Here is a 22,070-nt window from a genome sequence, read left to right as displayed (position 1 = left end):
TTTATAAGACTTCAACAGTGGAGTATCCACCACTTTTTTTACTTACATGTACTTGCGTGGCTACGCGTTCACTCATTTCACTCACATGCGATATAACCCCTACTTTACGGCCTTGTGCTTGTAATGAGTCGAGTGCGTCCATAGCAACGCTGAGTGTTTCGCTATCTAACGTACCAAACCCTTCGTCAATAAACAAAGAGTTGATTTGCACTTTGTTTGAAGAAAGCGATGCAAGCCCTAAAGCCAGTGCTAGTGATACTAAAAATGATTCACCACCAGAGAGCGTATTAACAGAGCGTTGTTCGTCGGCCATATCGCGGTCAATAATGGCTATATCGAGCGATTGCGCAATGGCAGTGAGCTCGTAGCGTTTATTGAGGGTTTTTAAATGGCTGTTAGCATAATGCAGCAATATTTTAAGGGTTTGTGTTTGCGCTAAATTACGCATGGTTTTACCGGTTGCATCCCCTAATACTTTATTAAGCACGTGCCACTGCTCTACCTGCTTTTTAAGGGTAGCAAGTTCAGCGTGTTTGCCCTTAAGTGCTTTGGCGTTTTGATTGTGTTGCTCAAGCGCGGTATTAGTGCCAAGCAAACTATTTTGTAGCTCAGTTTGTTCATTGGCTAAGGACGTTTCTTGCTCTGCTAATTGGCTTTCGCTTTTTTCGGGCTTGTTAGTATTTTGGTGATCTGTTTGTGCCTTTTGCTGTTGCTTAAGCGCTGCATTTGCGTCTGTAAGTGCAGCTAAACGCTGCTCAAACTGCATTAATTGCTCTTTTATTTGCTCACTAGTCAAAGTTAGTAAAATAGCGATCTGTTCGTGATTTACCTCGCTATATTGCGCTTTAAAGTCGCTAAACCAGGCATTGTAGCGCTCTTCAAGTGTGCTTTGCTCTTGAATTTGCTCTGCCAAGCGCTGCTCAATGTTTTTGAGTGTTATAGCGTGCTCATCGCGTTTTTTAATTGCGCTGTCGTGGGCTTGTTGGCTTGTATGTAACGCCTTTTGGCACTGCTCAAGCTGCGCATTAAGTTTTGCTTGGTAATCATCGGCACTTAATGGCTCGTTGTTAAATAAAGCAAGGCGCTCTGTGAGTGTGGTGTTTTGCAGCTGTTGCGCCTTGGCTAAATCGTCTTTTAAAACTTTAAGCGCTTGCTCACTTTTAGCAATTAACGGTGTGAGTTGCTGTAATTGCTGATTAGCGCTGTCTATTTGTTTTTGACTTTGTTCAAGCTGAACTTGTGTTTGCTGGTACTGCTCAACCAGCTGGCTTAAATCGCTCATATTAAGCGTGTTGTTTTGCAATTGCTGCCAGTAGTCACTGTGCTCAAACTGTGCATTAAGGGTGCTGGTAAGCTCGTTAACTTGCGTATTTAGCTCTGCATGTTTAGTGTTTATTTGGCCAAGCTTATTGGTTAATTCAACATGCTGATTATGCAATTGCTGCTGTGTATGTTGCTCGGTTTTTAAGTTACTTATTAGCTGATTTACTTTTTCTTGCAGAGCTGTTTGCTGTTTTTGCGATTCAAAATAGTGCAACTTTTGACTGCTGAGCTGGGCGTATGTTTCATCAAGCTGCTGTGCTGTTAAGTCGTTAAGCTCTGTACGTGCCCCTTGCATTGTTGTTTTAATTTCTAGCTGCTTTGCCTGTGCGTTCTGTATGGCTTGGCTGTATTGGGCGTGCTCAGTGACAAGTACAGCATGTTGAGTTTGGTGCTGGTGCAGCTTAGCTTGGGCGCTATCGTGTTGCTGCTTAGCTTGGTTATAACTTGTTTCAAAATCGGCTATTAGGTTATTTAATTGCGGGTTTTGGCTGCTTGCATACGGGTGCTCTTTTGCCCCGCACACTACACATGGCTCGTTAGGGGTAAGCTGCGTGCGTAAATGCTCTACGTTTTCGCTGGCACGCAGGCGAGCTTGGTTTAATGCGTATTCACTGTGTTTAAGTGCTTGCTCGCACGAGGCTAAGCTTTGTTGCAATGTTGTTTGCGTTTGCTCACTGTGTACAAGCTTGGCCGCAACCGCAGCTTGTTGTTGTGTGCTGTGTTTTATTTCTTGATTAAACTGCTGGTAGCGCAAACGCTGATCTTTTAAATATTCAATATTTTTAAGTTTGCTATCGCATTGTTCAATATTAAATTGGCGTTGTTGCTCACTTAGCTGGTTAAGATCTTTTTGTTGATGCGCAAGTTGTTGCTCTTGCAACTCTACTTTTTTAGTTTGTTCAGCCAACAGTGCCGCTTGTTTAGTTTGCTCTTCTAACAGCAGTTGGTTTTGCGAAGCGGTTGCCTTTATTTGCTCATTGGCACTTAAATACGTATTAAAGCTATGTTGGTAATAATTCCAATCATTAGCCAATGGTTTAAGCTGCGTGTGTTCGTTTAGCCACGTTTGATGCCCAGTGCTGAGTTTGTTTGCCGCATCAAGTGCATGTTGGCTTTGCGTGTACTGCGTTTGTAATTCGCTAAGTTGCTGCTGCTCTTTTTCGCTTTGCTGAGTCAGGCTTGTAATAGTTTGTGCGTGTATAGCAAGTTGGCTGTCGAGCTCGCGGGCTTTTGCAATAATTGGCTCTGCCGTTTGCTTTTGCTCTTGCGCTGTTTTTAACTCGCTTTGCTTTGTTGTAAGTGTTGCGGCCTGCTCTTTTATAAGCGCAGCATGGTCAATCGCTTTTAAATCGCTTATTTGCGTACTAAGTGCGTTGTTTTGCGCCGTTAAGTACTCATGACGTTTGCGGTTGTCTTTTATTTCAAGGGCGCTTTGTGCTTGTTTAGCTTGCTCACTTTGCTTTGCTATTGCATCAAGCTGTTGTTGCGCGTGTTGCTGCTGCTCTACAGCGTGTTCTAGTGCCTTCGATAAGCTAGCTGCTTGTTTATACCAATTTAAGTCTTGCTCTGTTGCTGCATGCGTTTTTTTAGTTTGCTCAATTTTTTTAAGTAACTCATCGCGCTGGGTTTGTTTAGCACTTAATTCGTCATCGCTTAACAAGGTGTAGCTTGCAAGGCTTGCATTAAGTAATTCATATTGATCTTTTAGCGCTTTATTACGCTCAAAAATACGTTTACCTATTAAGCTAAATTTATCGGTGCCGGTTAAACATTCTAAAAGTTGTGCGCGTTCATCGCCTGTGGCTTTTAAAAAGGCTGCAAACTCGTGCTGTGCTAATAATACCGCACGCGAAAACTGATCAAAGCTTAGCCCTATTTTGTTTTCTACTTCTTTTATGGTTTGGCTTTTATCGGCTATTAGGGTTTCATCGGGCAAGGTTACTAACGTATGCTCAGCTACTTTTAGCTTGCCTGTTGCCTTTTTGTGGGTACGGGTAATAACGTAGCGTGCGCGGTATAATTGTTTGTCTTGGCCAACAAAATCAACTTCAGCAAAGCCTTCCCATTTGCCTCTGCGCAGTAAGTTACGCGCATCGTTTAGCTTTATACTGTCGCCGTTAAAATCAATTAAGTTGCCTTTATCGCCTTTTAAGCGTGCAGTTTTAGTATAAAGCGCTAAACAAATAGCATCTAAAAAGGTGCTTTTACCTGCGCCTGTGTCGCCGGTTATAGCAAACAAGCCCGCATCTTTTAGTGGAGCTTGAGTAAAGTCGATTTCGGCATCGACTATTGAGGCTAAGTTGTGAATACGAACTGCGGTTATTTTCATAGTTGCTCTTGCTCCGTCAGCTCACTTATTACATCGTTTAACAGTGTTTTTAGCTCATCTGGTACAGCTTGGCTGGCCATATCTTTGTCGTTTGCATAGGCTTGTTCTAATAAGTTTAATGGGTTGAGCATTTCAATTTCGCTTAAATCTTCAAATACGGTGCTGTTATCGCTTGTTATGGTTTGTTCTCGTACCCGCTCAATGCCGCAAAATTTTACGTGTTTACCCTCAAGTGCCTGCTCTATTTGTTCTCTAAAGGTGGTGTCGGTATCACTTGATTTAAGTTTTACGCGTAAATAAGGGGCTATAGTATGTTGTGATGTATCGAGCGCTTTAATTTGCTCGCATAAGTCGCTTAATGGCACGCACTCCCCTTTTGGTAAAATAATCACTTCAGCAGAGCGAGGAATGTAAAGGGGGTTTACAGATGTGCTAATAATCTGTTTTTCATCACTTTTAAATTCTACTACATTAACTTGGTGCGTGTAGTTACGCTCTGAAAACGACATAGGAATAGGCGTACCGCTGTAACGAATAACGTCTTTTTTAGCGACTTGCTGCGCTTTGTGTAAATGCCCCAGTGCTACGTAGTCTGCCTTGTTACCAAATATATTGGCCGAAATAGACTCCTCCCCACCAATCACTAAATTACGTTCTGAGTCACTTGAAATATCACCGCCTTTGGCATGTAAATGCCCCATTACAATTAACGGCGAATTTTGCGCGTTAATGCTATAGGCGTGATCAAGAGCAAGCTTATAGGCTTTTTCAACGCCTTGTGCGTAACTAGGGCCGTTTTTAGTATGACTAAGTGAACTTATATCGCTGGTACGTAAAAAAGGCATAGCGACGATTACAGCGCGTTTATTTTGCGTATTTATTTCAATCACGGTATTGGCTGGGTCGGTTACTTCAAAGCGCCCCACTACATGGGTGTCAAACTGAGCAAGTAAGGGCTGCGCTGCTAATATACGATTTGCTGAGTCGTGGTTGCCGGCAATAATAACAACATGCAATTGCGGGCAACGCTTTTTAGCATCTTTTATAAATTGGTAGAGTTGGTTTTCGGCGCTGGCACTGGGTGTGGCAGTATGATAAATGTCGCCTGCAACTAAAAGTATATCTATGTGTTGCTCTACAAGGGTGCTAAGTAGCCAAGTAAAAAATGCAGCGTGCTCATCACGGCGGTCATGTTCATAAAATTGTTGGCCTAGGTGCCAATCTGAGGTGTGGAGAACTTTCATATCGCGCTCTTAAAAAACCATAAGAGCGCCAATATACCCAAGGCAAGTAAAGATGCAAGCCTCGGGAGGGCTTTAGTTTAGGTAAAACTATATATAGCAATAATAATGACAGGAAGCGCTAACAAAGCCATACCTAGCGGCATTTTTAAACTTTTGGTTTGCTTTGCTTGCAATGCTTTTATGGCATTCGTTTCGTTACAGGCGGCTACTTTATCAATATAAAAATAACCTGAGTCTAGATACTGCTTACAACTTTGCTGATTTGCTGGAATGGCTATTAGCTCTTGTTGTTTTTTTAGGATATAAAAATCCATACACCCACCACATTGCTTACTGGTAATAAGTACATATTTGAGAATAATTGTAACGATTTTATTATGCTCAAATAAAAAAAGTGGGCGATTTTAAATATAAAATGCACTAAATATCAACCTAAAATTTCACTATTTTTAATTTATCGTATAAATAGTTAATATTAGTGAGATCACGGCAATATTTGCGCCAATTATTAGCCACTTTTTACTGTGTTTTTGTTCAGTAGATAGGCGTTTTAGTGCATCTTGCTTATTGCATGCCGACACCACATTAACATACGAATATTGGTTAGATTCGTAGCGCTCTAGTAAGTCTTTATCAGCAGGGATAGCTTCGAGCTGATGATCTTTTTTTACAATGTAAAATTTCATATCGGGCTCCTTTAGTTTAAATATGCGGCTTAATTTGTATTGAACCTGAGCGCATTAGAACCGTGTAAACACTGCTAACGCTATAAATTTAAGCTCAATTAAAACAACATATTTTTGCACCTTAATTTAATCCTAAGCTAATGGCATGAATTAGGCCTGAACCCTTATAAATACTGCGTTTGTACCTTAATTAATACACATCAACTAGCTGTGAAGTGTAAACCCCCTTTACAGTTTTAAAAGCGGCTTAATTTACTGATTAAAAAAGCATGTTAAAACAACGTGAATATTACCGTGTTTAATGGGCGGTTGGTCGCTAATTAATTGAACAAAAATAGTAACTTTGTCAAAGTACGCTCACAAAATTCCACTAGGACTCATAATGAAAAAAACAGTTCTTACGCTAAGCGCGTTTGTGTTGCCTTTGGCAATGTCGAGCGCTGTGTTAGCGTCATCCGTTGAGCAAACTAAAGGCTCATTCGTTGATAAATTTCGTCAGTTAGACGAAGCGCTTCCTACCCCAAATGTTTATCGTAGTGCCGCCGGTGAGCCTGGCGAAAAATACTGGCAGCAACGTGTTAATTACGACATAGATGTAAAGCTTGATGAAAAAAAGCGCCGCTTAACAGCAAGCCAAAGCATTGAGTATAAAAATAACTCGCCGCATACACTTAAATATTTGTGGTTACAGTTAGATCAAAATATTTTTAAAAGCGACTCAATTGCCGAAACCACAAAAACGTTTAAAAGCACGCTAAATAGTTTACCTGCGCAAAAGCCGGCTAAATTAAGTTTAGGTGAGCTACGTCGTCAACAATTTATGAGCGACAACGAGCTAGGCTATACAATTAGCAATGTAAAAGATGACAATGGCGATGAACTGCGCGTTACTGTTGTTGATACGCTAATGCGTATAGATTTAAACGAGCCGTTAAAACCAGGCAAAGAAGCTGAGTTTAGTATGAACTTTGCTTTTAACATTGTTGAAGAAGATGCCGTAGGTGCGCGTTCTGGTTACGAGCACTTTGAAGAAGATGGCAACGATATATTTTTACTTGCGCAGTGGTTTCCGCGTTTAGCTGCGTACACCGATTACGAAGCATGGACAAACAAGCCGTTTTTAGGCCGTGGTGAGTTTACGCTTGAGTTTGGTGATTATGATGTAGAAATTACTGTACCTGCTGATCATATTGTATCGGCAACAGGTAAGTTAGATAACGCAAGCAAAGTGCTTACTCGCACGCAGCGTAACCGCTTAGAAAAAGCTGAAACAGCAAAACGCCCTGTATTTATTGTTACTGAAGAAGAAGCGTTAGAAAACGAAAAACAAGGTACCGATAAAACAAAAACATGGCACTTTAAAGCAGAAAATGTGCGTGACTTTGCGTGGGCGTCATCGCGTAAATTTATGTGGGATGCAAAGGGCTATCAGCAGGGTGGCGATGAACAACCTTTAGTGATGGCTATGTCGTTTTACCCTAAAGAGGGTGGCGATTTATGGAAAAAGTATTCAACTGAATCTGTAGTACATACAATGGAAGTGTATTCTCGCTATTCATTTGACTACCCATACCCTGTAGCGCAATCGGTAAATGGCCCTGTAGGTGGTATGGAATACCCAATGATCACTTTTAATGGCCCACGTACAGAGCTGCAAGATGATGGCTCGCGCACTTATTCTCAAGCTGAAAAACGCTTTTTAATTGGTGTGGTTATTCATGAGGTTGGCCATATTTACTTCCCTATGATTGTAAACTCTGATGAGCGCCAATGGACCTGGATGGATGAAGGTTTAAATAGCTTTTTAGATGGTGTTGCAGGGCGTGAATGGGACCCAACTATACCGTGGGGTGTTGAGCCGCGCGATATTGTAAGCTACATGAAATCGCAAAACCAAGTACCTATTATGACGCAGTCAGACAGCGTACTTCGTTTAGGTCCTAATGCTTATACTAAACCAGCCGCGGCACTTAATATATTACGTGAAGTTATTTTAGGCCGTGACTTATTCGACTTTGCTTTTAAAGAGTACGCACAGCGCTGGAAATACAAGCGCCCTACTCCAGCAGATTTTTTCCGTACGATGGAAGAAGCCTCGGGTGTTGATTTAGATTGGTTTTGGCGCGGCTGGTTTTACAGCACCGACCATGTAGATATCTCGTTAGATAAAGTGTATCAATTACGTTTAGATACTAAAAACCCTGATATTGACTTTAAACGCTTACGCGATATAGAAGCAGACAAACCAACATCACTATTTGTTAAGCGCAACCGTGAAGAAGGTAAGCAAACTTGGATTGAAAAAAATCCAGATATTACCGACTTTTACGACGAAAACGACCGCTTTACTGTTACTAATAAAGAACGTAACGCGTACAACAAGTTTTTAAAAGGCTTAGAGCCGTGGGAGCGTAAAACGCTAGATCGCGCGCTTGAAGAAGATAAAAACTACTATGTTATGGAGTTTTCAAATCTAGGTGGCTTGGTAATGCCTATTTTATTAGAGCTAACTTATGAAGATGGCACAACCGAAGAGCGTTACATTCCGGCTGAAATTTGGCGCCGTAATCACAAAAATGTACAAAAGCTTATTGTTACAGATAAAAATAAGCCATTGGTATCGGTAAGTGTTGACCCTCGCTGGGAAACAGCTGATGTAGATGTTGAGAACAACAACTACCCTCGTCGTATTATTCCTTCACGTATTGAAGTGTATAAAAAGAAAAAGAGTAAAGCGAAAGTAAGTCGAGATATTATGCAAGACATTAAAACTGAGCTTAAAAAAGGCGAGAAAAAAGATGGTGAGGAGCAACAATAATGCGCTTTTTGCTTATTATTGTTTGCCTTTTAGTTGCTGCGCCAAGTATGGCGCATCAACTAAAGTCATCGGTTACTACGGTGCTTTTTAATAAACGTACTAACAATATTGAGCTTATGCATCGCTTTTATTTACATGATACTGAGCATGCTGTAGCGCATTTATTTAATGGAAAAGCCGATATCATTAGCAACAAGGCCGACCAACAACGTTTTGTAGAGTATGTTGAGTCGCATGTTGCGCTGCAAACCTTAAAGGGTAAGCCATTAACGCTTAGCCAAGTCGGTGCGCAAATTGATGGAAAGTTTTTTTGGGTGTATCAAGAAGCTCCTATCCCAAAAGGGATTGAAGGCATAAAAATGAGTAACGGCGCACTGCGTGACTTATGGCCTTCTCAAGTAAATATGGTAAACGTAGAAGGTAAAGGCAAGATTAAAACCCTTCACTTTACCCAAAACGATGCCTGGCTCGAGGCTAAGTTCGAGCAATAAGTACTTCCCCAACCTGCGCGCACTGCAGTTTATGTGCGCGTATTCTCCTTTTGTTTATGCTGTGTTCATTTTTGATCTGTTATTACTAGCTGTTCGTAGAATTTTAGTAATTAATTGGTGTTTATAAGGCTAAGTAATAGATAAGTGAATACTTTTCTAATAATTTGTTTGATAAACATTTGCTAAATTATTCTCATGAAGTAGAGTCATTATGTGTACACATGTTGTATTGATTTTTACCCCATTCAAGGAATGATATGAAAGCTCAAGTAGAGGCTATTCAAGGAGTTATATTTGATTTAGATGGCACTTTAGTATCGTCTGAGTTAGATTTCTCTCTTATAAAAGCACAAATAGGTTGCCCATGCGAGCAAGACCTACTTGATTATATTGCCCAGCTTCCATCGCCCTACATGCGTGAAGAAGCGATGAATATAGTGCATCAGCACGAGCTGCAAGACGCTCAGTTTGCCACTATATTGCCAGGCGTAACCGAAGCCGTTAACGCCCTTAAAGTTAAAAATATTCCTATGGCTATTGTTACCCGCAATTTTGATAAAGCGGCAGCAATAAAGCTACAAAATAACCCGCTACCTATCGAAACGGTATTAACCCGTAGCGATGCCCCAGCCAAACCCGATCCCAGTGCCTTAAATGCAATTGCCACGCTTTGGAATATAAACGCCAGCAACTTGTTATACGTAGGGGATTTTTTATACGACATTCAAGCAGCACATAATGCAAATATGCGCGCTTGTTTGTACGCGCCAAACGCGGTGCCTATTTATGCCGACCAAGCTGATTACGTTTTACGTGAATTTACCGAATTAGTTACTTTAGTCGAAAGTTACTCACAAAAAGTGGAGTTATGTTAAATAGCGCATAACTTTTATTGTTGCGTAATTACTCCTGTATTATTTGCATAGGCTCGGCCTTATTTATTTAGCAAATAGGTTGTTTTAAATTCAGTTTGTAAAGTTCAACAGACCCTAGCCCAATAGGGTTTGAATTGGTAAAATATGGCAAAATTAACGTATTGATTAGAGGCACAAGATGGGCAGAGCATTTGAAGTCCGTAAGAGCTCGATGGCTAAGACAGCCAACGCAAAAACTAAAGTTAACTCAAAGTACGGTAAAGAAATTTATGTTGCCGCTAAAAATGGCGAACCAGACCCCGATGTCAATCAATCACTGCGTCGTCTAATTGAAAAAGCAAAAAAAGACCAGGTTCCTGCTCACGTAATAGAAAAAGCAATTGAAAAAGCAGCCGGTGGGGCAGGGGAAGATTATTCTCCCGCACGTTACGAAGGCTATGGCCCAGGTAACTGCATGGTTATTGTTGATTGCTTAACCGACAACCCAAACCGTACAATTAAAGATGTACGTTTACCGTTTACCAAAACAGATTCAAAAATTGGTACACCGGGCTGTGTTGCACATATGTTCGATCACCTTGCCGTACTTGGTTTTGCCGGTGACGACGACGAAGTGGTACTTGAAGCACTAATGATGGCCGACGTTGATGTAACCGACGTTGAAGTTGAAAATGGTAAAGTGTCGGTATTTGCACCCCATACTGAGTACTATAAAGCGAAAACAGCGCTTGAGAAAAACTTTGAAGGGATTAACTTTGAAGTTGATGAAATTACGTTTGTTCCGCAAGTGCATGTAGAAATTGAAGATGAAGAAGTTATTGCTAATTTTGACAAGTTCATCAATATGCTTGAAGACTGTGATGACGTTCAAAACGTGTATCACAATGCAATAATTAAAAATTAATTTAGCGCTAGGTACAGTGAGCACTAAATTAGGGCGTGTTGACCTTTGGCGCTTGAATTTGCAGCAGTATGTTTGGTTTTTAGGCAAGGCAGAGCCTATGAAGTGTGGTTATTCCCCATAAATAGGCGATAACGTAGCATAAATGCCAAACATACGCTGCCCTTTTGGGTTCTGCCTAGGTTGAACAAATTTCAATCTGCAAAGATCAACACGCCCTAATAAACAAAAAGCGCGTTTTGTGTAGGCAAAACGCGCTTTTTTGCTGTTAAACTAATGTTAACTATTCAGCTAGGTTATGGTGTTTTGCTTTATATTTTAAGCGGTAACTGTGTAATAGGGGCTCGGTGTAGCCACTTGGCTGCTTAGCACCTTCTAATACAAGCGCTAAAGCGGCTTGATAAGCAATACTATTTTTAAGTGACTCTTCGCTTTGTGCCATTGGCTTGTACGCGCTGTCGTGCTCATTTTGGCCATCGACTACTTTAGCCATTTTAGCCATAATCGACTCTATTTGTTGTTGAGTACACACCCCATGCTGTAGCCAGTTTGCCATATGTTGACTTGAAATACGCAAGGTTGCTCTGTCTTCCATTAAGCCTATGTGGTTAATATCAGGCACTTTTGAGCAGCCAATACCTTGGTCTATCCAGCGTACTACGTAGCCTAAAATGCCTTGTGCATTGTTCTCAAGCTCACTTTGAATATCTTCTTTACTGAGCGTTTGCGGCTGAGCCATTAAAGGAGGTGTAAGTAAATCAGTAAGGCTTGCCATACCTCGTTTGGCAATTTCTTTTTGCTCGGTAAATACATCTACATCGTGATAATGCATAGCGTGCAAAGTGGCTGCGGTAGGCGAGGGCACCCACGCGGTATTAGCGCCAGATTGCACATGAGCAAGCTTTTGCTCCATCATAAGTGCCATTTTATCTGGCATTGGCCACATACCTTTACCTATTTGTGCTTTACCGCTTAGGCCGCAGGCAAGGCCTGTATCAACGTTACGGTCTTCGTACGCTTTGATCCACGGCTGAGCTTTAATAGCGGCTTTTGGCAAAGCGACCCCTGCGTGCATAGAGGTATGAATTTCATCGCCCGTGCGGTCTAAAAAGCCAGTATTTATAAACACCGCGCGCGCTTTGGCTGCGTGTATACAGGCTTTTAAATTTACTGAAGTACGGCGCTCTTCATCCATAATCCCCATTTTTAGGGTGTTTTTTGGCAAGCTAAGTGCTTCTTCTACCATGCTAAAAAGCGTATTTGTAAAAGCAACTTCTTCAGGGCCATGCATTTTGGGTTTTACAATATTGATGCTTTGCGCACTGGTGTTTTTAATGCCTGTTTTTTTATTTAAATCGTGCAGGGCTGCGGTTGCGCTAAACATCGCATCCATAATGCCTTCAAATACGGGTTGGCCGTAAATGTCGGTAATAGCAGGGTTTGTCATTAAGTGGCCTACATTACGGACAAACATCATGCTGCGGCCTTTAAGCGTAAGGCTACTGCCATCAAGGGCTGTATATTGCCTATCGCTTTGTAAAGTACGCTCTATGGTTTTATCGCCTTTTTTAAACGATTCAACCAAGTTACCTTGCATTAAACCCAGCCAGTTTTTGTAAACTTGTACTTTATCCTCGGCATCTACTGCGGCAACAGAGTCTTCGCAATCCATAATGGTTGTTAGTGCAGCTTCAAGCAAAACATCTTTTAATCCTGCTTTGTCGGCTTGGCCGATAGGGTGGTGATGGTCTATTTGCAGCTCGACATGCAGGCCATTGTTTTTTAATAAAATAGCACTTGGGTTTTGCGCTTCGCCTTGGTAGCCAATAAGTTGCTCAGGGTTTTTTAATTGAGTATGCGAGCTGTCTCTTAGGGTGATAGACAAGACGCCTTCAACAATTGAGTAGTTGGTGCTTTCTATGTGTGAGCCATTTTTAAGGGGCAGGGCTTTATCTAAAAATTGGCGCGCATACGCCATTACTTTAAAACCACGAACTGGATTATACGTAGTGCCTTTTTCAGCGCCGTCGTCTTCACTTAATACGTCGGTGCCGTACAGCGCATCGTATAACGAACCCCAGCGCGCGTTAGCCGCATTAAGCGCAAAACGTGCGTTGCTAACAGGCACAACAAGCTGAGGGCCTGCGCTGAGTGCTATTTCGGGCTCTACATTTTGCGTTTCAATGGCAAAGTCTGCAGGCTCTGGTACTAGGTAGCCAATGTCTGTTAAAAACGCTTGGTACTGCGCGCTATCCCACGTTTTATTTGTTTTATGGTAGTCATCTATTTGTTGTTGTAGCTGCTCGCGCTTAGCTAAAAGAGCGTTATTTTTCGGGGTAAGCGTTTGTACTATGTTTGCAAAGCTTTGCCAAAATTGCTGCTCAGATAAATGAGTGCCTGGGAGTAGCTGTGTTTTTACAAAGTTGGCCAGCTGTGTATCTACGCTTAGCCCTGAGTGTGTGAGAGTGTGTGCCATATTTACCTTCCTTAAACGGTCGCGGTGTTGTTGTGTGCGTTAAAGCAACAATAACGCAAAAAAGGCTCAGTGCGTGCTTTTTAGCCATTCACAAAAAATATAGCGGTAATAACAACTATAAATTTACTAAATCTAAAAAATAAGCCTAATGTTGAATTAAGCGATACGGAGCACACACTCCTAGCCACTCTCACAATAATTTAAATAATTTATAGACCCGTTCGAAGGATTTTATTATGACAACATACACACGTGAAACCGATACATTAGCAACACTTTGCCAATCTCAAGGTAGCGCATGGAAAGCCATTAACCCTGAATATGCAAGCCGCATGCGTTTACAAAACCGTTTTCGTACGGGGATTGAAATTGCACAATACACCGCAGATGTAATGCGTGAAGATATGGCCGCTTACGATAAAGACACCAGCCAATACACACAGTCTTTAGGTTGTTGGCATGGATTTACTGCGCAACAAATGATGATGGCAATAAAGCGTCATCAAAAAACAACTAAGCGCAGTTATGTTTACTTAAGTGGTTGGATGGTTGCTGCACTTCGCTCTGCATTTGGCCCGTTACCGGATCAAAGCATGCACGAAAAAACCTCAGTGCCTGCGCTTATTGAAGAGATTTATACGTTTTTAAAACAAGCCGATGCCCGTGAACTAGACCACTTATTTAATGATCTAGACGAAGCGAAAGCCAATGGCGGGGATGTGCAAGCGGTGCTTGATAAAATTGATAATTTTGAGACGCATGTAGTGCCTATTATTGCTGATATTGATGCTGGTTTTGGTAACGAAGAAGCAACCTACCTACTTGCTAAAAAGATGATTGAAGCAGGTGCGTGTGCCATTCAAATAGAAAACCAAGTGTCTGACGCTAAACAATGTGGTCACCAAGCAGGTAAAGTAACTGTACCGCACGAAGATTTTTTAGCAAAAATTAATGCTGTACGTTACGCATTTTTAGAACTCGGCATTGATAACGGTATTATTGTTGCGCGTACCGACTCATTAGGCGCAAGCCTTACGCAAAAAGTGCCTGTGTCACAAACGCCAGGAGACTTAGCTAGCCAGTACAACGCGTTTTTAGAAACCACACCTATTAACGGTGTAGATGATTTAAACGAAGGTGATACGGCAATGAAAATTAATGGCCAATTATGTAAGCCAACGCGTTTAGAAAACGGATTATACCAGTTCCGCGAAGGCACTGAAAAAGACCGCGTGGTACTAGATTGTGTAACAAGCTTACAATCGGGCGCTGATTTATTGTGGATTGAAACCGAAAAACCACACGTTAAACAAATTGCAGAGCTAGTTAACCGCGTTAAAGAGCAAGTACCTGATGCTAAGCTTGTTTATAACAATTCACCGTCATTTAACTGGACGCTTAAGTTCCGTGAGCAAGTGTACCAAGAGTGGCAAGAAGCGGGTCGCGATTTGAGCGCTTACCCAAGCCTAGGTGATAATAAAGGCCTAATGGCGCCAGAAATGGACGATACAGAGCTTGCTGCTGAAGCGGATGTATTAGTACAAAACTTCCAGCGCGATGGTGCACGTGAAGCGGGTATTTTCCATCACTTAATTACACTGCCTACATACCATACGGCTGCACTAAGCACCGATATTTTATCAGAAGGTTACTTTGGTGATATGGGCATGCTTGCTTATGTACGTGATGTACAACGCCAAGAAATTCGCCGCGAGCAAGCCTCAGTTAAGCACCAAGATTTAGCAGGGTCTAATATTGGCGATACGCACAAAGAGTACTTCTCTGGTGAAAACGCACTTAAAGCCGGTGGTGAAGATAACACCATGAACCAGTTTTAACTTTTCTAGATAGTGTTACTCAAGGGCCGTAAGGCCCTTTTTTTATTGTATTAATATAAATCGGACTCGGCTAAATTTAGTTTGGATCACAATTTAACTAGGTAGATATTAAGTACAGCTATATGGCTGCTTTTTTACTGTAAAGCCGCTTTAAAGTGCAAAATCCCCCTATTAAAAGGCTGTTTTTAGCTGTTTTACTAAGTATAAGTAAAATAATAAACCGAAATTTTACTAACCTGGTGCCTTTATAAAACAATTTTTTACTAACTGAGTGCTTATAAACAGTGGCTCAAACCGATTTTTTACCAACTCAAACGATTAAAATTACAATAAACCGAAATTTTACTAACTGAAAAACACCTAAGTCCGATATGGATAAGCTCAAAACTGTAAAGGGGGTTTACAGTTTGGCATTAATTAACCTAAGCGTTGGTAATTACAAAAAAAATAGCCACTTAGGTGTGGCTATTTTTAAACCTAAACACGGAACTTATTTTTTGTTTGAGTGTTTATCAAACCACCATTGAATGTAGGCTACCTTGGTCATTAAATTAGAAGGGCGCGCCGTAATACCGTGTGATGCATTAGGAATACGCACCATGGCGGTATCAACACCTTGCAACTTAAGGGCTTGATAAAACTGCTCGGTTTCAGAAATAGGGGTACGGTAATCTGCCTCCCCTGTTAAAAGCATAGTGGGCGTTGTTACGTTACCTACATAGCTAATAGGTGAGCGTTTCATGTAGTGCTCAATATGATCCCAAGGTTTACCTGGGAACCAGTAATCGGCAAAAAATGGATAAAAGTCGGCAGTTAGTACAAAGCTGATCCAATTAATCACGGGTTTAGCCACCACTGCTGCTGCAAACCTGTCGGTGTGCCCTACAATCCATGCGGTTAATACACCACCGCCAGAGCCACCTGTTACAAATAGTTTAGACTCATCAATAAAGCCTTTCGCTATTAGCGCATCAACGCCGGTCATTAAATCGTCAAAATCGTTACCTGGATAATTATGATGAATTGTTTGGGCAAACGTTTTACCGTATGAATCACTGCCTCGTGGGTTCATGTATAAAACCACGTTCCCTTGGGCTGCAAATAATTGCACCTCGGTACTAAAGTGAGGGCCATAATTGGCCACAGGGCCGCCATGAATTTCTAAAACAAGTGGGTATTTTGTTGATTTATCAAACCCAGGTGGGTATGCAATCCAACCTTGAATTGGCAGCTGGTCGTGGCTCGATTTAAGCCAAATCTCTTCTACGTTGGCAAGTTCTTTATCGCCTAACGCATCGGCATTGAGTGTAGTGAGGCGACGAGTTTTGCCTCGTTTTATAGTGGCTATATCTGCAGGGCGCTGAGTATCGGCAAGTGTAAAAGCAATTTCGCCATCTTCGCTTACATCAAAATCGCCGCCTGAATAAGGACGACCAAACGCAACGCTACCTATTTGCTCGGTGAGAACTTTACGCTTACCACTGCGTGGTTGGTAGGCAAGGGCTGTTTGGCCTTCGTCTGCGTAGCTAAAGTAAACCCCTTTTGAATTGGCACTCCATTTAATTTGCCCCACACTTCTATCAAAATTAGGGGTTAGGCTTTTTGTATCGCCCGTTTTTAAATCACGAATATAAAGCTGCGTGTTTTCGTAATTGGTGCGTTTATCATCATACCCTGTAAAGGCCAAGTAACGCCCATCGGGAGATACTTTAGGTTGTTGGTCAGGGCCGTTTCTGTTGGTAATGGCAGCAATTTTTAAGGTGCTTAAATCAAGCTGGTATATTTCACTATTAGTGGGCTTTAGTTGATTTTGCTCATGCCGATTGGCCGAAAAATAAAGGCTGTTGCCGTTTTTACTAAAGCTTACTTCGCCGGCGTTATTAAACTCATCGTGTGTGAGCTGCTTTGCATTACCGCCATTTGCATCTATTGCAAATAATTGGCTAAAACCTTTTTGGCTATAACCGCCTCCGTCGGCACGGTAGTATACATCGTCTATAAATTTAGCAGGTTCGGCCCATGTAGCGCCCTTAGGCTTACCAGGTAAGTTAACAGGTGGTGCACTGCTACTTGGTACAAACATACTAAAAATAAGCTGCTGAGAGTCGGGATGCCAGGTAATTGCGCGTGGGCTGCTGGTTAGGTTACTAATTTTTGCTACAGCACCTGTTTTAAGCCACTTCATATAAATTTGGCTGCTGCCATCGCGGTTAGATATAAACGCAAGGCGTTGCCCATCTGGCGATAGTACTGGGGAGTGATCCATATGCACGCCCGAGGTAAGCGGTTGCAGTTGTTTAGTTTTATAATCAACTGACCAAATATTACTGACTTTACGGTCCGTTTTTATATCCATACGGTTACGTACAAAGTACACCGTTTTACCATCGTCTGCTATATCAATTTGATTGGCGTATTCAAGGTTAAACACATCTTGTAGCTGTAATGTGTTGTCCTTTGCAAAAGCTAACTGGCTACTACCAAGTAATAAACTGCTACTTAAACTAAGTGCTAAAAGCGTCTTCATTTGTATTCCCTGTTGTGGTTTTTGTATATGTAGTTATATGTCAGTAGGGAAGGGATGAAAAGCGCGATGCGGTGAAACTATAATTTAATACCGGTTTAAGTAAAGCATGGTTACTTTATAGTAATAAATAGCGGGCTTACTGCGTTAAATTTTTTATATGCAACGCCATGTATTACTGCGCTGTGTGACTTGTGCTGTGTAACTTATGCTGTGTTGATGCGCTATTTCTAAAGCGATATTAGGTTGTACATGATTGAACTAAATGGAGGTTAAAGCTGTAAAGCCCCTTTACAGCTAAAAATTTTTAAAGTGAAACAAACACGCGTTTTGTAGCTTGAGGCTTAATAACGAGCTAAAAGCAAGGTTAGGTTGCTGATACACACAGTGATTTAATTTCTTTAATAAGAGCTATACCGGCTGCGTTATCGCCATGCACGCACAAACTGTTGGCATTTAAGTTCAGAGTGTTTCCTGAGCGAGTGGTTACACAGCCGTCGGATAATAGCTGTTTTACTTGTGCTAAAAGTGCTGGCTTGTCGTGAACGCTGCCATCAAGGTGGCGAGATACTAAATGCCCTTCGTCTGTATATTGCCTATCAGCAAAGGCTTCTAAAATAAGATCTACACCTAAACTATTGGCGGCAAAGGTGTGTTTTGCAGAGTCTTTTGTGGCTAACAGCATAAGCTTTAATGGTGCAGGGTAGTGTGCTATAGCAGTAATAACTGTTTGTAAAATATGATCGTTTTTCATCATGTCGTTATATAAAGCACCATGTGGCTTAACATAGCTAAGTGTTAAGCCTTGTACTTTAGCCATGCCATCAAGGGCAGCAATTTGGTAATGTAAGCAATTGGTCAGTTCTTGCGCGCTAAGGGCCATAGAGCGCCTGCCAAAACCTTGTTGGTCGGGGTAACTTGGGTGCGCACCTATTTGTACATTGTGCTGCTTTGCTAAATACAACGTATCGGCTATTACATCTGGGTCTCCACCATGAAAACCACACGCAATATTTGCCATATCAATATGAGGCATTACCTCATCATCTAATCCCATTTTCCATGCGCCAAAGCTTTCGCCTAAATCGCAATTCAGTTTCATTTTTTATCCCTTGTTATTATTATTTTATGGTAACTGGAAGCACGCCATGAGCGTGTGCATTGCCTAACAATACCTTAGCAAGCGCTGTAAACGCAGGCCCCGCAACAGCATTGTTTTTATCTGTATCTATATTATACGCATAAGAAGCAAGAACTGCATTAGCTCTGCTACCAAACTGCGCTATGTCGTAGGGGGCACGCAAACTTATAAATATTGTTTTTTTATTCACTGATGCAGCTATATCCAATAAAGATGACAGCGCTTTAGGTTGCTCAGCGGTGTTGAGTGCAAAGCGAGGGTCGTCTTTCAAATCATCCATTCCTCCAATCTCTACAGCGCTTTGATTAGGCGTAGCGTTGCCTGCAATAACAACATCTGCATTTTTAATTAAGCTACGCGCCTTTACAGGGTCAAACCCTTGTAAACTACTGCAACTATATTTAAGCGCCGCAGTACTTATAGCGCTAAGCGCTTGCTGCATGGCTATGCATTTTCGGGTATCGGGCATAATAATATGGATGTGTTGCCCTTTGCTTAAATTAAGAGGCAATGCATTATTGTTATTTTTAACCTCAGTAATAGCATTTACGGCAAGCTCAGCTTCTATTTTGCGATGTGCTTGAGAGCCAATAATATCTTTTGCTTTAGCCAAAGTGCTTAATGGGTCTAGCTGTGTGGTTAATTTAAATTTATTTTTTAAAGCGGTTATACGCGCAGCCGATTGAGCCACTTCGTCTTTACTGAGCTGCTTATTATTAACAGATGCGACTAATTCATCCATAAGTTTGTCGAGTGCGTTTAAATCAGCCGGTGTTCTGATCTCTATTGGCATAAGCGCTAGGTCAACGCCTGCTGCAAAGGTATTGATTACCGCTTGGGTTGGGGTGAAAAAGTGACTAATGCCGGCCATATCTAAAGCGTCGGTTACCACCACACCTTGATAATTTAACTCCCCTCTTAAAATGTCAGTAATTATAGTACGCGACATAGTGGCGGGTTTTATCATGCTTTTGCCATCAACACTTACAAACGTACTGTTATCGAGTTGTGGGTATTGAATATGCGCCGTCATAATCATACCTGGATTTTGCGTGGCAATTATGTGTTCAAAGGGAGCTAAATCTTGTTGATATATGTCTTCTTTGGAGTGATTTACTTGTGGTAACCCTGTGTGGCTGTCTACGTTAGTATCGCCGTGCCCTGGGAAATGCTTTAACGATGTAATAACGCCGTTGCTCTCAAATCCTGCCACTTGTGCTGCGCCTAGCTTACTGACAAGCGCTGGGTTTTCACCAAACGAGCGCACATTAATTACCGGATTGTCGGGGTTCATGTTTACATCTACCGTAGGGGCATAGTTAACATTAATACCTAACGAATTAAGCTCTTTAGCTATAACAGTGGCAGTTTGGGTTGCGTATTGAGTGCCATACTTTTTATAAGTTGCACCAATAGACATATTACCAGTAAATGAAGTGGCTACATCGCGTGGTAAACGCGCTACTCGGCCGCCTTCCTGGTCTATCGAAATAAATAACGGCAGCTTTGAGCTTGATTTACTCGCCGCAGCTTGTAATTGGCTATTAAGGGTAATGGTTTGCTCAATAGATTGGGTGTTTTCAGAAAATAAAATTACACCACCAATATTATGCTTAGTAATGGCCGCTGCTAGTTCATCAGGTAGGGTAGTAACCGGTGTTCTGCATTGTTTGCTTGACCCTTGCTGACAAAAATAGCGCAAATCGAGTATTAGTTTTTGCCCCAATTGTTGTTCAAGAGACAGTGTAGGCTTAGCAAAAGAAGATTGTAATGGCATTAAACACCCAGATAAAAAAACAACAGACGAAATAAAGCATTTATTTAGCAAAACACACTCCAACGCTAAATAGATAAGTGGCAGTAGCTTATCTATTTTTGTGTACAACTGCAAAGTGCAGCTGTTTGTATACACAGGGTAAATTGTAAGGCGTGTATCATGGCTGAATACGTTTTATCTAAATGGTGAGTAGGTGTTAAATTAGCTGTACTCATTGCCGCCGTTTTAAAAACTAAAGATTAAATAGTTCATTGTTTTAATTGGCCAGTTAACTATTAAAGCCGCGCAGGGGTTAAGCTATAGGCTAGCCACGGGAGTTATTAAAGGCTAAGCACAAACACTATTTATTGCCTGCATTACTATAAAGGCTTGACATAAATAGTTAACTCTATATAGTAGACCGCAGCTAGAAAGAAAGCATGTAATTTATAAATCTTTATTTCGTTGTTGTATAAGTAATACTTGTAGTACCGTCCTGAAGTTTTTAAGTACCATCTCATTTTTTGCTACACCCGCTCTTATGAGCATATTTTTTATTTTTATATCAGGATATTACAATGTCTAACATCGTATCAGGTACAGTTAAGTGGTTCAACGAGTCTAAAGGTTTTGGTTTCATCGAGCAAGAAAACGGTCCAGACGTTTTCGCACATTTCTCAGCAATCAAAAGCGAAGGTTTCAAAACTTTAGCTGAAGGCCAACGTGTAGAGTTCACTCTTTCACAAGGTCAAAAAGGTCCTCAAGCGGATAACATCACTCCGTTATAATTTTTACTTTTAAAGTAAAAATAAAAAAAAGCGCTTAAGGCGCTTTTTTTGTGTCTAAAATTTGACTGTAAAATAGCGCCATCTATCATTTAATAATATAAATTAATGTAGTGGTGCGGTTATTCTAAAACTCTTTCCTTTTATTGCTTGTTTCTTCTTTAGCACGTTTACTTATGCAAACCATTTTAAGTTAGTTATTTATACAGATCAGTTTGCACCTTATAATTTTATAAACGAGCACGGTCAACTTGTTGGCGCTAACTACGATATAGTCAACGCACTGTGTATTAAAGCAGAAGTAGAGTGCGACTTTAAAGTCATGCCTTGGAAGCGTGCCGCAATGCTTGTGCATAAAAAGCCTTATTCAGCCATTTTTTCAATGGCGCAACATACTAACCGAATTCCTTTATTTAATTGGCTTGGCCCGTTAACTACTGCACGAACTTATTTTTATAAGTTAAAAAGCCGTCCTGATGTCACTGTAAATACCCTTAACGACACCACTCTTTATTCGTTAGGCATGGTAAGGGGAGATATATATCAATCATTGGTCAAAAAAATAGGGTTTGTAAATGGGCAAAACTTAATGACGTTTGGTGAAGAGCAACAATATATTCAGCTTTTTATAAACAATAAAATAGATCTTATTTTAGGCTCGGAGCACGTTATTTATAACCAATTAAAGCCTTATAACGTGAGCTTACTTGATGTAGAGCAACTTACTGAGCTACCTGTAAGTAACGACCTTAAAGATAATTATTTAGCGTTTAATAAAGCGGTGCCGCAGCACATAGTAGATCGCTTTCAACGTGCCTTTAAAGTGCTAAAACAAGAGCGCAGTCTCGATTCGTTCATAGCGCCATATAGCAATAATTAATAA

15 protein-coding genes are annotated in these 22,070 nt (G+C 41.2%); 7 read left to right on the top strand and 8 right to left on the bottom strand.

What is annotated here, in order from left to right; all coding sequences use genetic code 11:
* Position 1: 1 nt before the first annotated feature.
* The 4 genes from MSC25_RS18435 to MSC25_RS18420 form a co-directional block, all read right to left on the bottom strand.
* Positions 2 to 3,652, bottom strand: a complete 3,651-nt coding sequence (locus MSC25_RS18435) for an SbcC/MukB-like Walker B domain-containing protein (RefSeq protein WP_248444227.1) — start codon at positions 3,650 to 3,652, stop codon at positions 2 to 4.
* Positions 3,649 to 4,896, bottom strand: a complete 1,248-nt coding sequence (locus tag MSC25_RS18430) for an exonuclease SbcCD subunit D C-terminal domain-containing protein (RefSeq protein WP_248444226.1) — start codon at positions 4,894 to 4,896, stop codon at positions 3,649 to 3,651. The genes MSC25_RS18435 and MSC25_RS18430 overlap by 4 nt, the downstream gene beginning before the upstream one ends.
* A gap of 77 nt (positions 4,897 to 4,973) precedes the next feature.
* A complete protein-coding gene (locus MSC25_RS18425) occupies positions 4,974 to 5,210 on the bottom strand; it encodes a hypothetical protein (RefSeq protein WP_004588266.1) in 237 nt (78 codons plus the stop codon).
* Between the two features lie 135 nt (positions 5,211 to 5,345).
* A complete protein-coding gene (locus MSC25_RS18420; protein WP_004588265.1) occupies positions 5,346 to 5,582 on the bottom strand; it encodes a hypothetical protein in 237 nt (78 codons plus the stop codon).
* Between the two features lie 382 nt (positions 5,583 to 5,964).
* Here MSC25_RS18420 and MSC25_RS18415 point away from each other — a divergent pair, with 382 nt between their 5' ends.
* From MSC25_RS18415 to MSC25_RS18400, 4 genes are all read left to right on the top strand, one after another.
* Positions 5,965 to 8,400 carry a M1 family metallopeptidase gene (locus tag MSC25_RS18415; RefSeq protein WP_248444224.1) on the top strand — a complete coding sequence of 812 codons (2,436 nt, stop codon included), beginning with the start codon at positions 5,965 to 5,967 and terminating at the stop codon, positions 8,398 to 8,400.
* On the top strand, positions 8,400 to 8,891 hold the full coding sequence (locus MSC25_RS18410; protein WP_248444222.1) for a DUF6702 family protein: 492 nt from the start codon (positions 8,400 to 8,402) through the stop codon (positions 8,889 to 8,891). Before MSC25_RS18415 ends, MSC25_RS18410 begins: the two co-directional genes overlap by 1 nt.
* 257 nt (positions 8,892 to 9,148) lie before the next feature.
* Positions 9,149 to 9,766, top strand: coding sequence for an HAD-IA family hydrolase (locus MSC25_RS18405; RefSeq protein WP_004588262.1), 618 nt, complete (start codon positions 9,149 to 9,151; stop codon positions 9,764 to 9,766).
* A 178-nt stretch (positions 9,767 to 9,944) separates the two neighbouring features.
* Positions 9,945 to 10,670 (top strand): YebC/PmpR family DNA-binding transcriptional regulator, encoded by a 726-nt coding sequence (locus tag MSC25_RS18400; RefSeq protein WP_248444220.1) that lies wholly within the window; start codon positions 9,945 to 9,947, stop codon positions 10,668 to 10,670.
* Positions 10,671 to 10,950: 280 nt separating this feature from the next.
* Here the strand turns inward: MSC25_RS18400 and MSC25_RS18395 are convergent, their stop codons facing one another.
* On the bottom strand, positions 10,951 to 13,143 hold the full coding sequence (locus tag MSC25_RS18395) for a malate synthase G (protein ID WP_248444218.1): 2,193 nt from the start codon (positions 13,141 to 13,143) through the stop codon (positions 10,951 to 10,953).
* Positions 13,144 to 13,379: 236 nt separating this feature from the next.
* Between MSC25_RS18395 and MSC25_RS18390 the strand changes: the two genes are divergently transcribed.
* Complete coding sequence (locus MSC25_RS18390; protein WP_004587182.1) at positions 13,380 to 14,981, top strand: isocitrate lyase; 1,602 nt, start codon at positions 13,380 to 13,382, stop codon at positions 14,979 to 14,981.
* Between the two features lie 490 nt (positions 14,982 to 15,471).
* Here MSC25_RS18390 and MSC25_RS18385 read toward each other — a convergent pair whose 3' ends face one another.
* The 3 genes from MSC25_RS18385 to MSC25_RS18375 form a co-directional block, all read right to left on the bottom strand.
* A complete protein-coding gene (locus MSC25_RS18385; protein ID WP_248444216.1) occupies positions 15,472 to 17,508 on the bottom strand; it encodes a S9 family peptidase in 2,037 nt (678 codons plus the stop codon).
* Between the two features lie 364 nt (positions 17,509 to 17,872).
* Positions 17,873 to 18,607, bottom strand: coding sequence for a 5-oxoprolinase subunit PxpA (locus tag MSC25_RS18380; protein ID WP_248444214.1), 735 nt, complete (start codon positions 18,605 to 18,607; stop codon positions 17,873 to 17,875).
* Positions 18,608 to 18,626: 19 nt separating this feature from the next.
* On the bottom strand, positions 18,627 to 20,423 hold the full coding sequence (locus MSC25_RS18375) for a glycoside hydrolase family 3 protein (protein ID WP_248444212.1): 1,797 nt from the start codon (positions 20,421 to 20,423) through the stop codon (positions 18,627 to 18,629).
* Between the two features lie 557 nt (positions 20,424 to 20,980).
* Here MSC25_RS18375 and MSC25_RS18370 point away from each other — a divergent pair.
* Positions 20,981 to 21,190 carry a cold-shock protein gene (locus MSC25_RS18370; RefSeq protein WP_004587186.1) on the top strand — a complete coding sequence of 70 codons (210 nt, stop codon included), beginning with the start codon at positions 20,981 to 20,983 and terminating at the stop codon, positions 21,188 to 21,190.
* 121 nt (positions 21,191 to 21,311) lie between these two features.
* The gene (locus MSC25_RS18365; protein WP_348983544.1) at positions 21,312 to 22,067 is read left to right on the top strand and encodes a transporter substrate-binding domain-containing protein; all 756 of its coding nucleotides are present in this window, start codon (positions 21,312 to 21,314) and stop codon (positions 22,065 to 22,067) included.
* Positions 22,068 to 22,070 lie beyond the last annotated feature (3 nt).

This window comes from Pseudoalteromonas sp. 1CM17D (assembly GCF_023161805.1).
In the GTDB taxonomy this organism is placed as follows: domain Bacteria; phylum Pseudomonadota; class Gammaproteobacteria; order Enterobacterales; family Alteromonadaceae; genus Pseudoalteromonas; species Pseudoalteromonas atlantica.
Note: the sequence above shows the minus strand (reverse complement) of the source record. Positions and strands in the feature narration are given on the sequence as shown.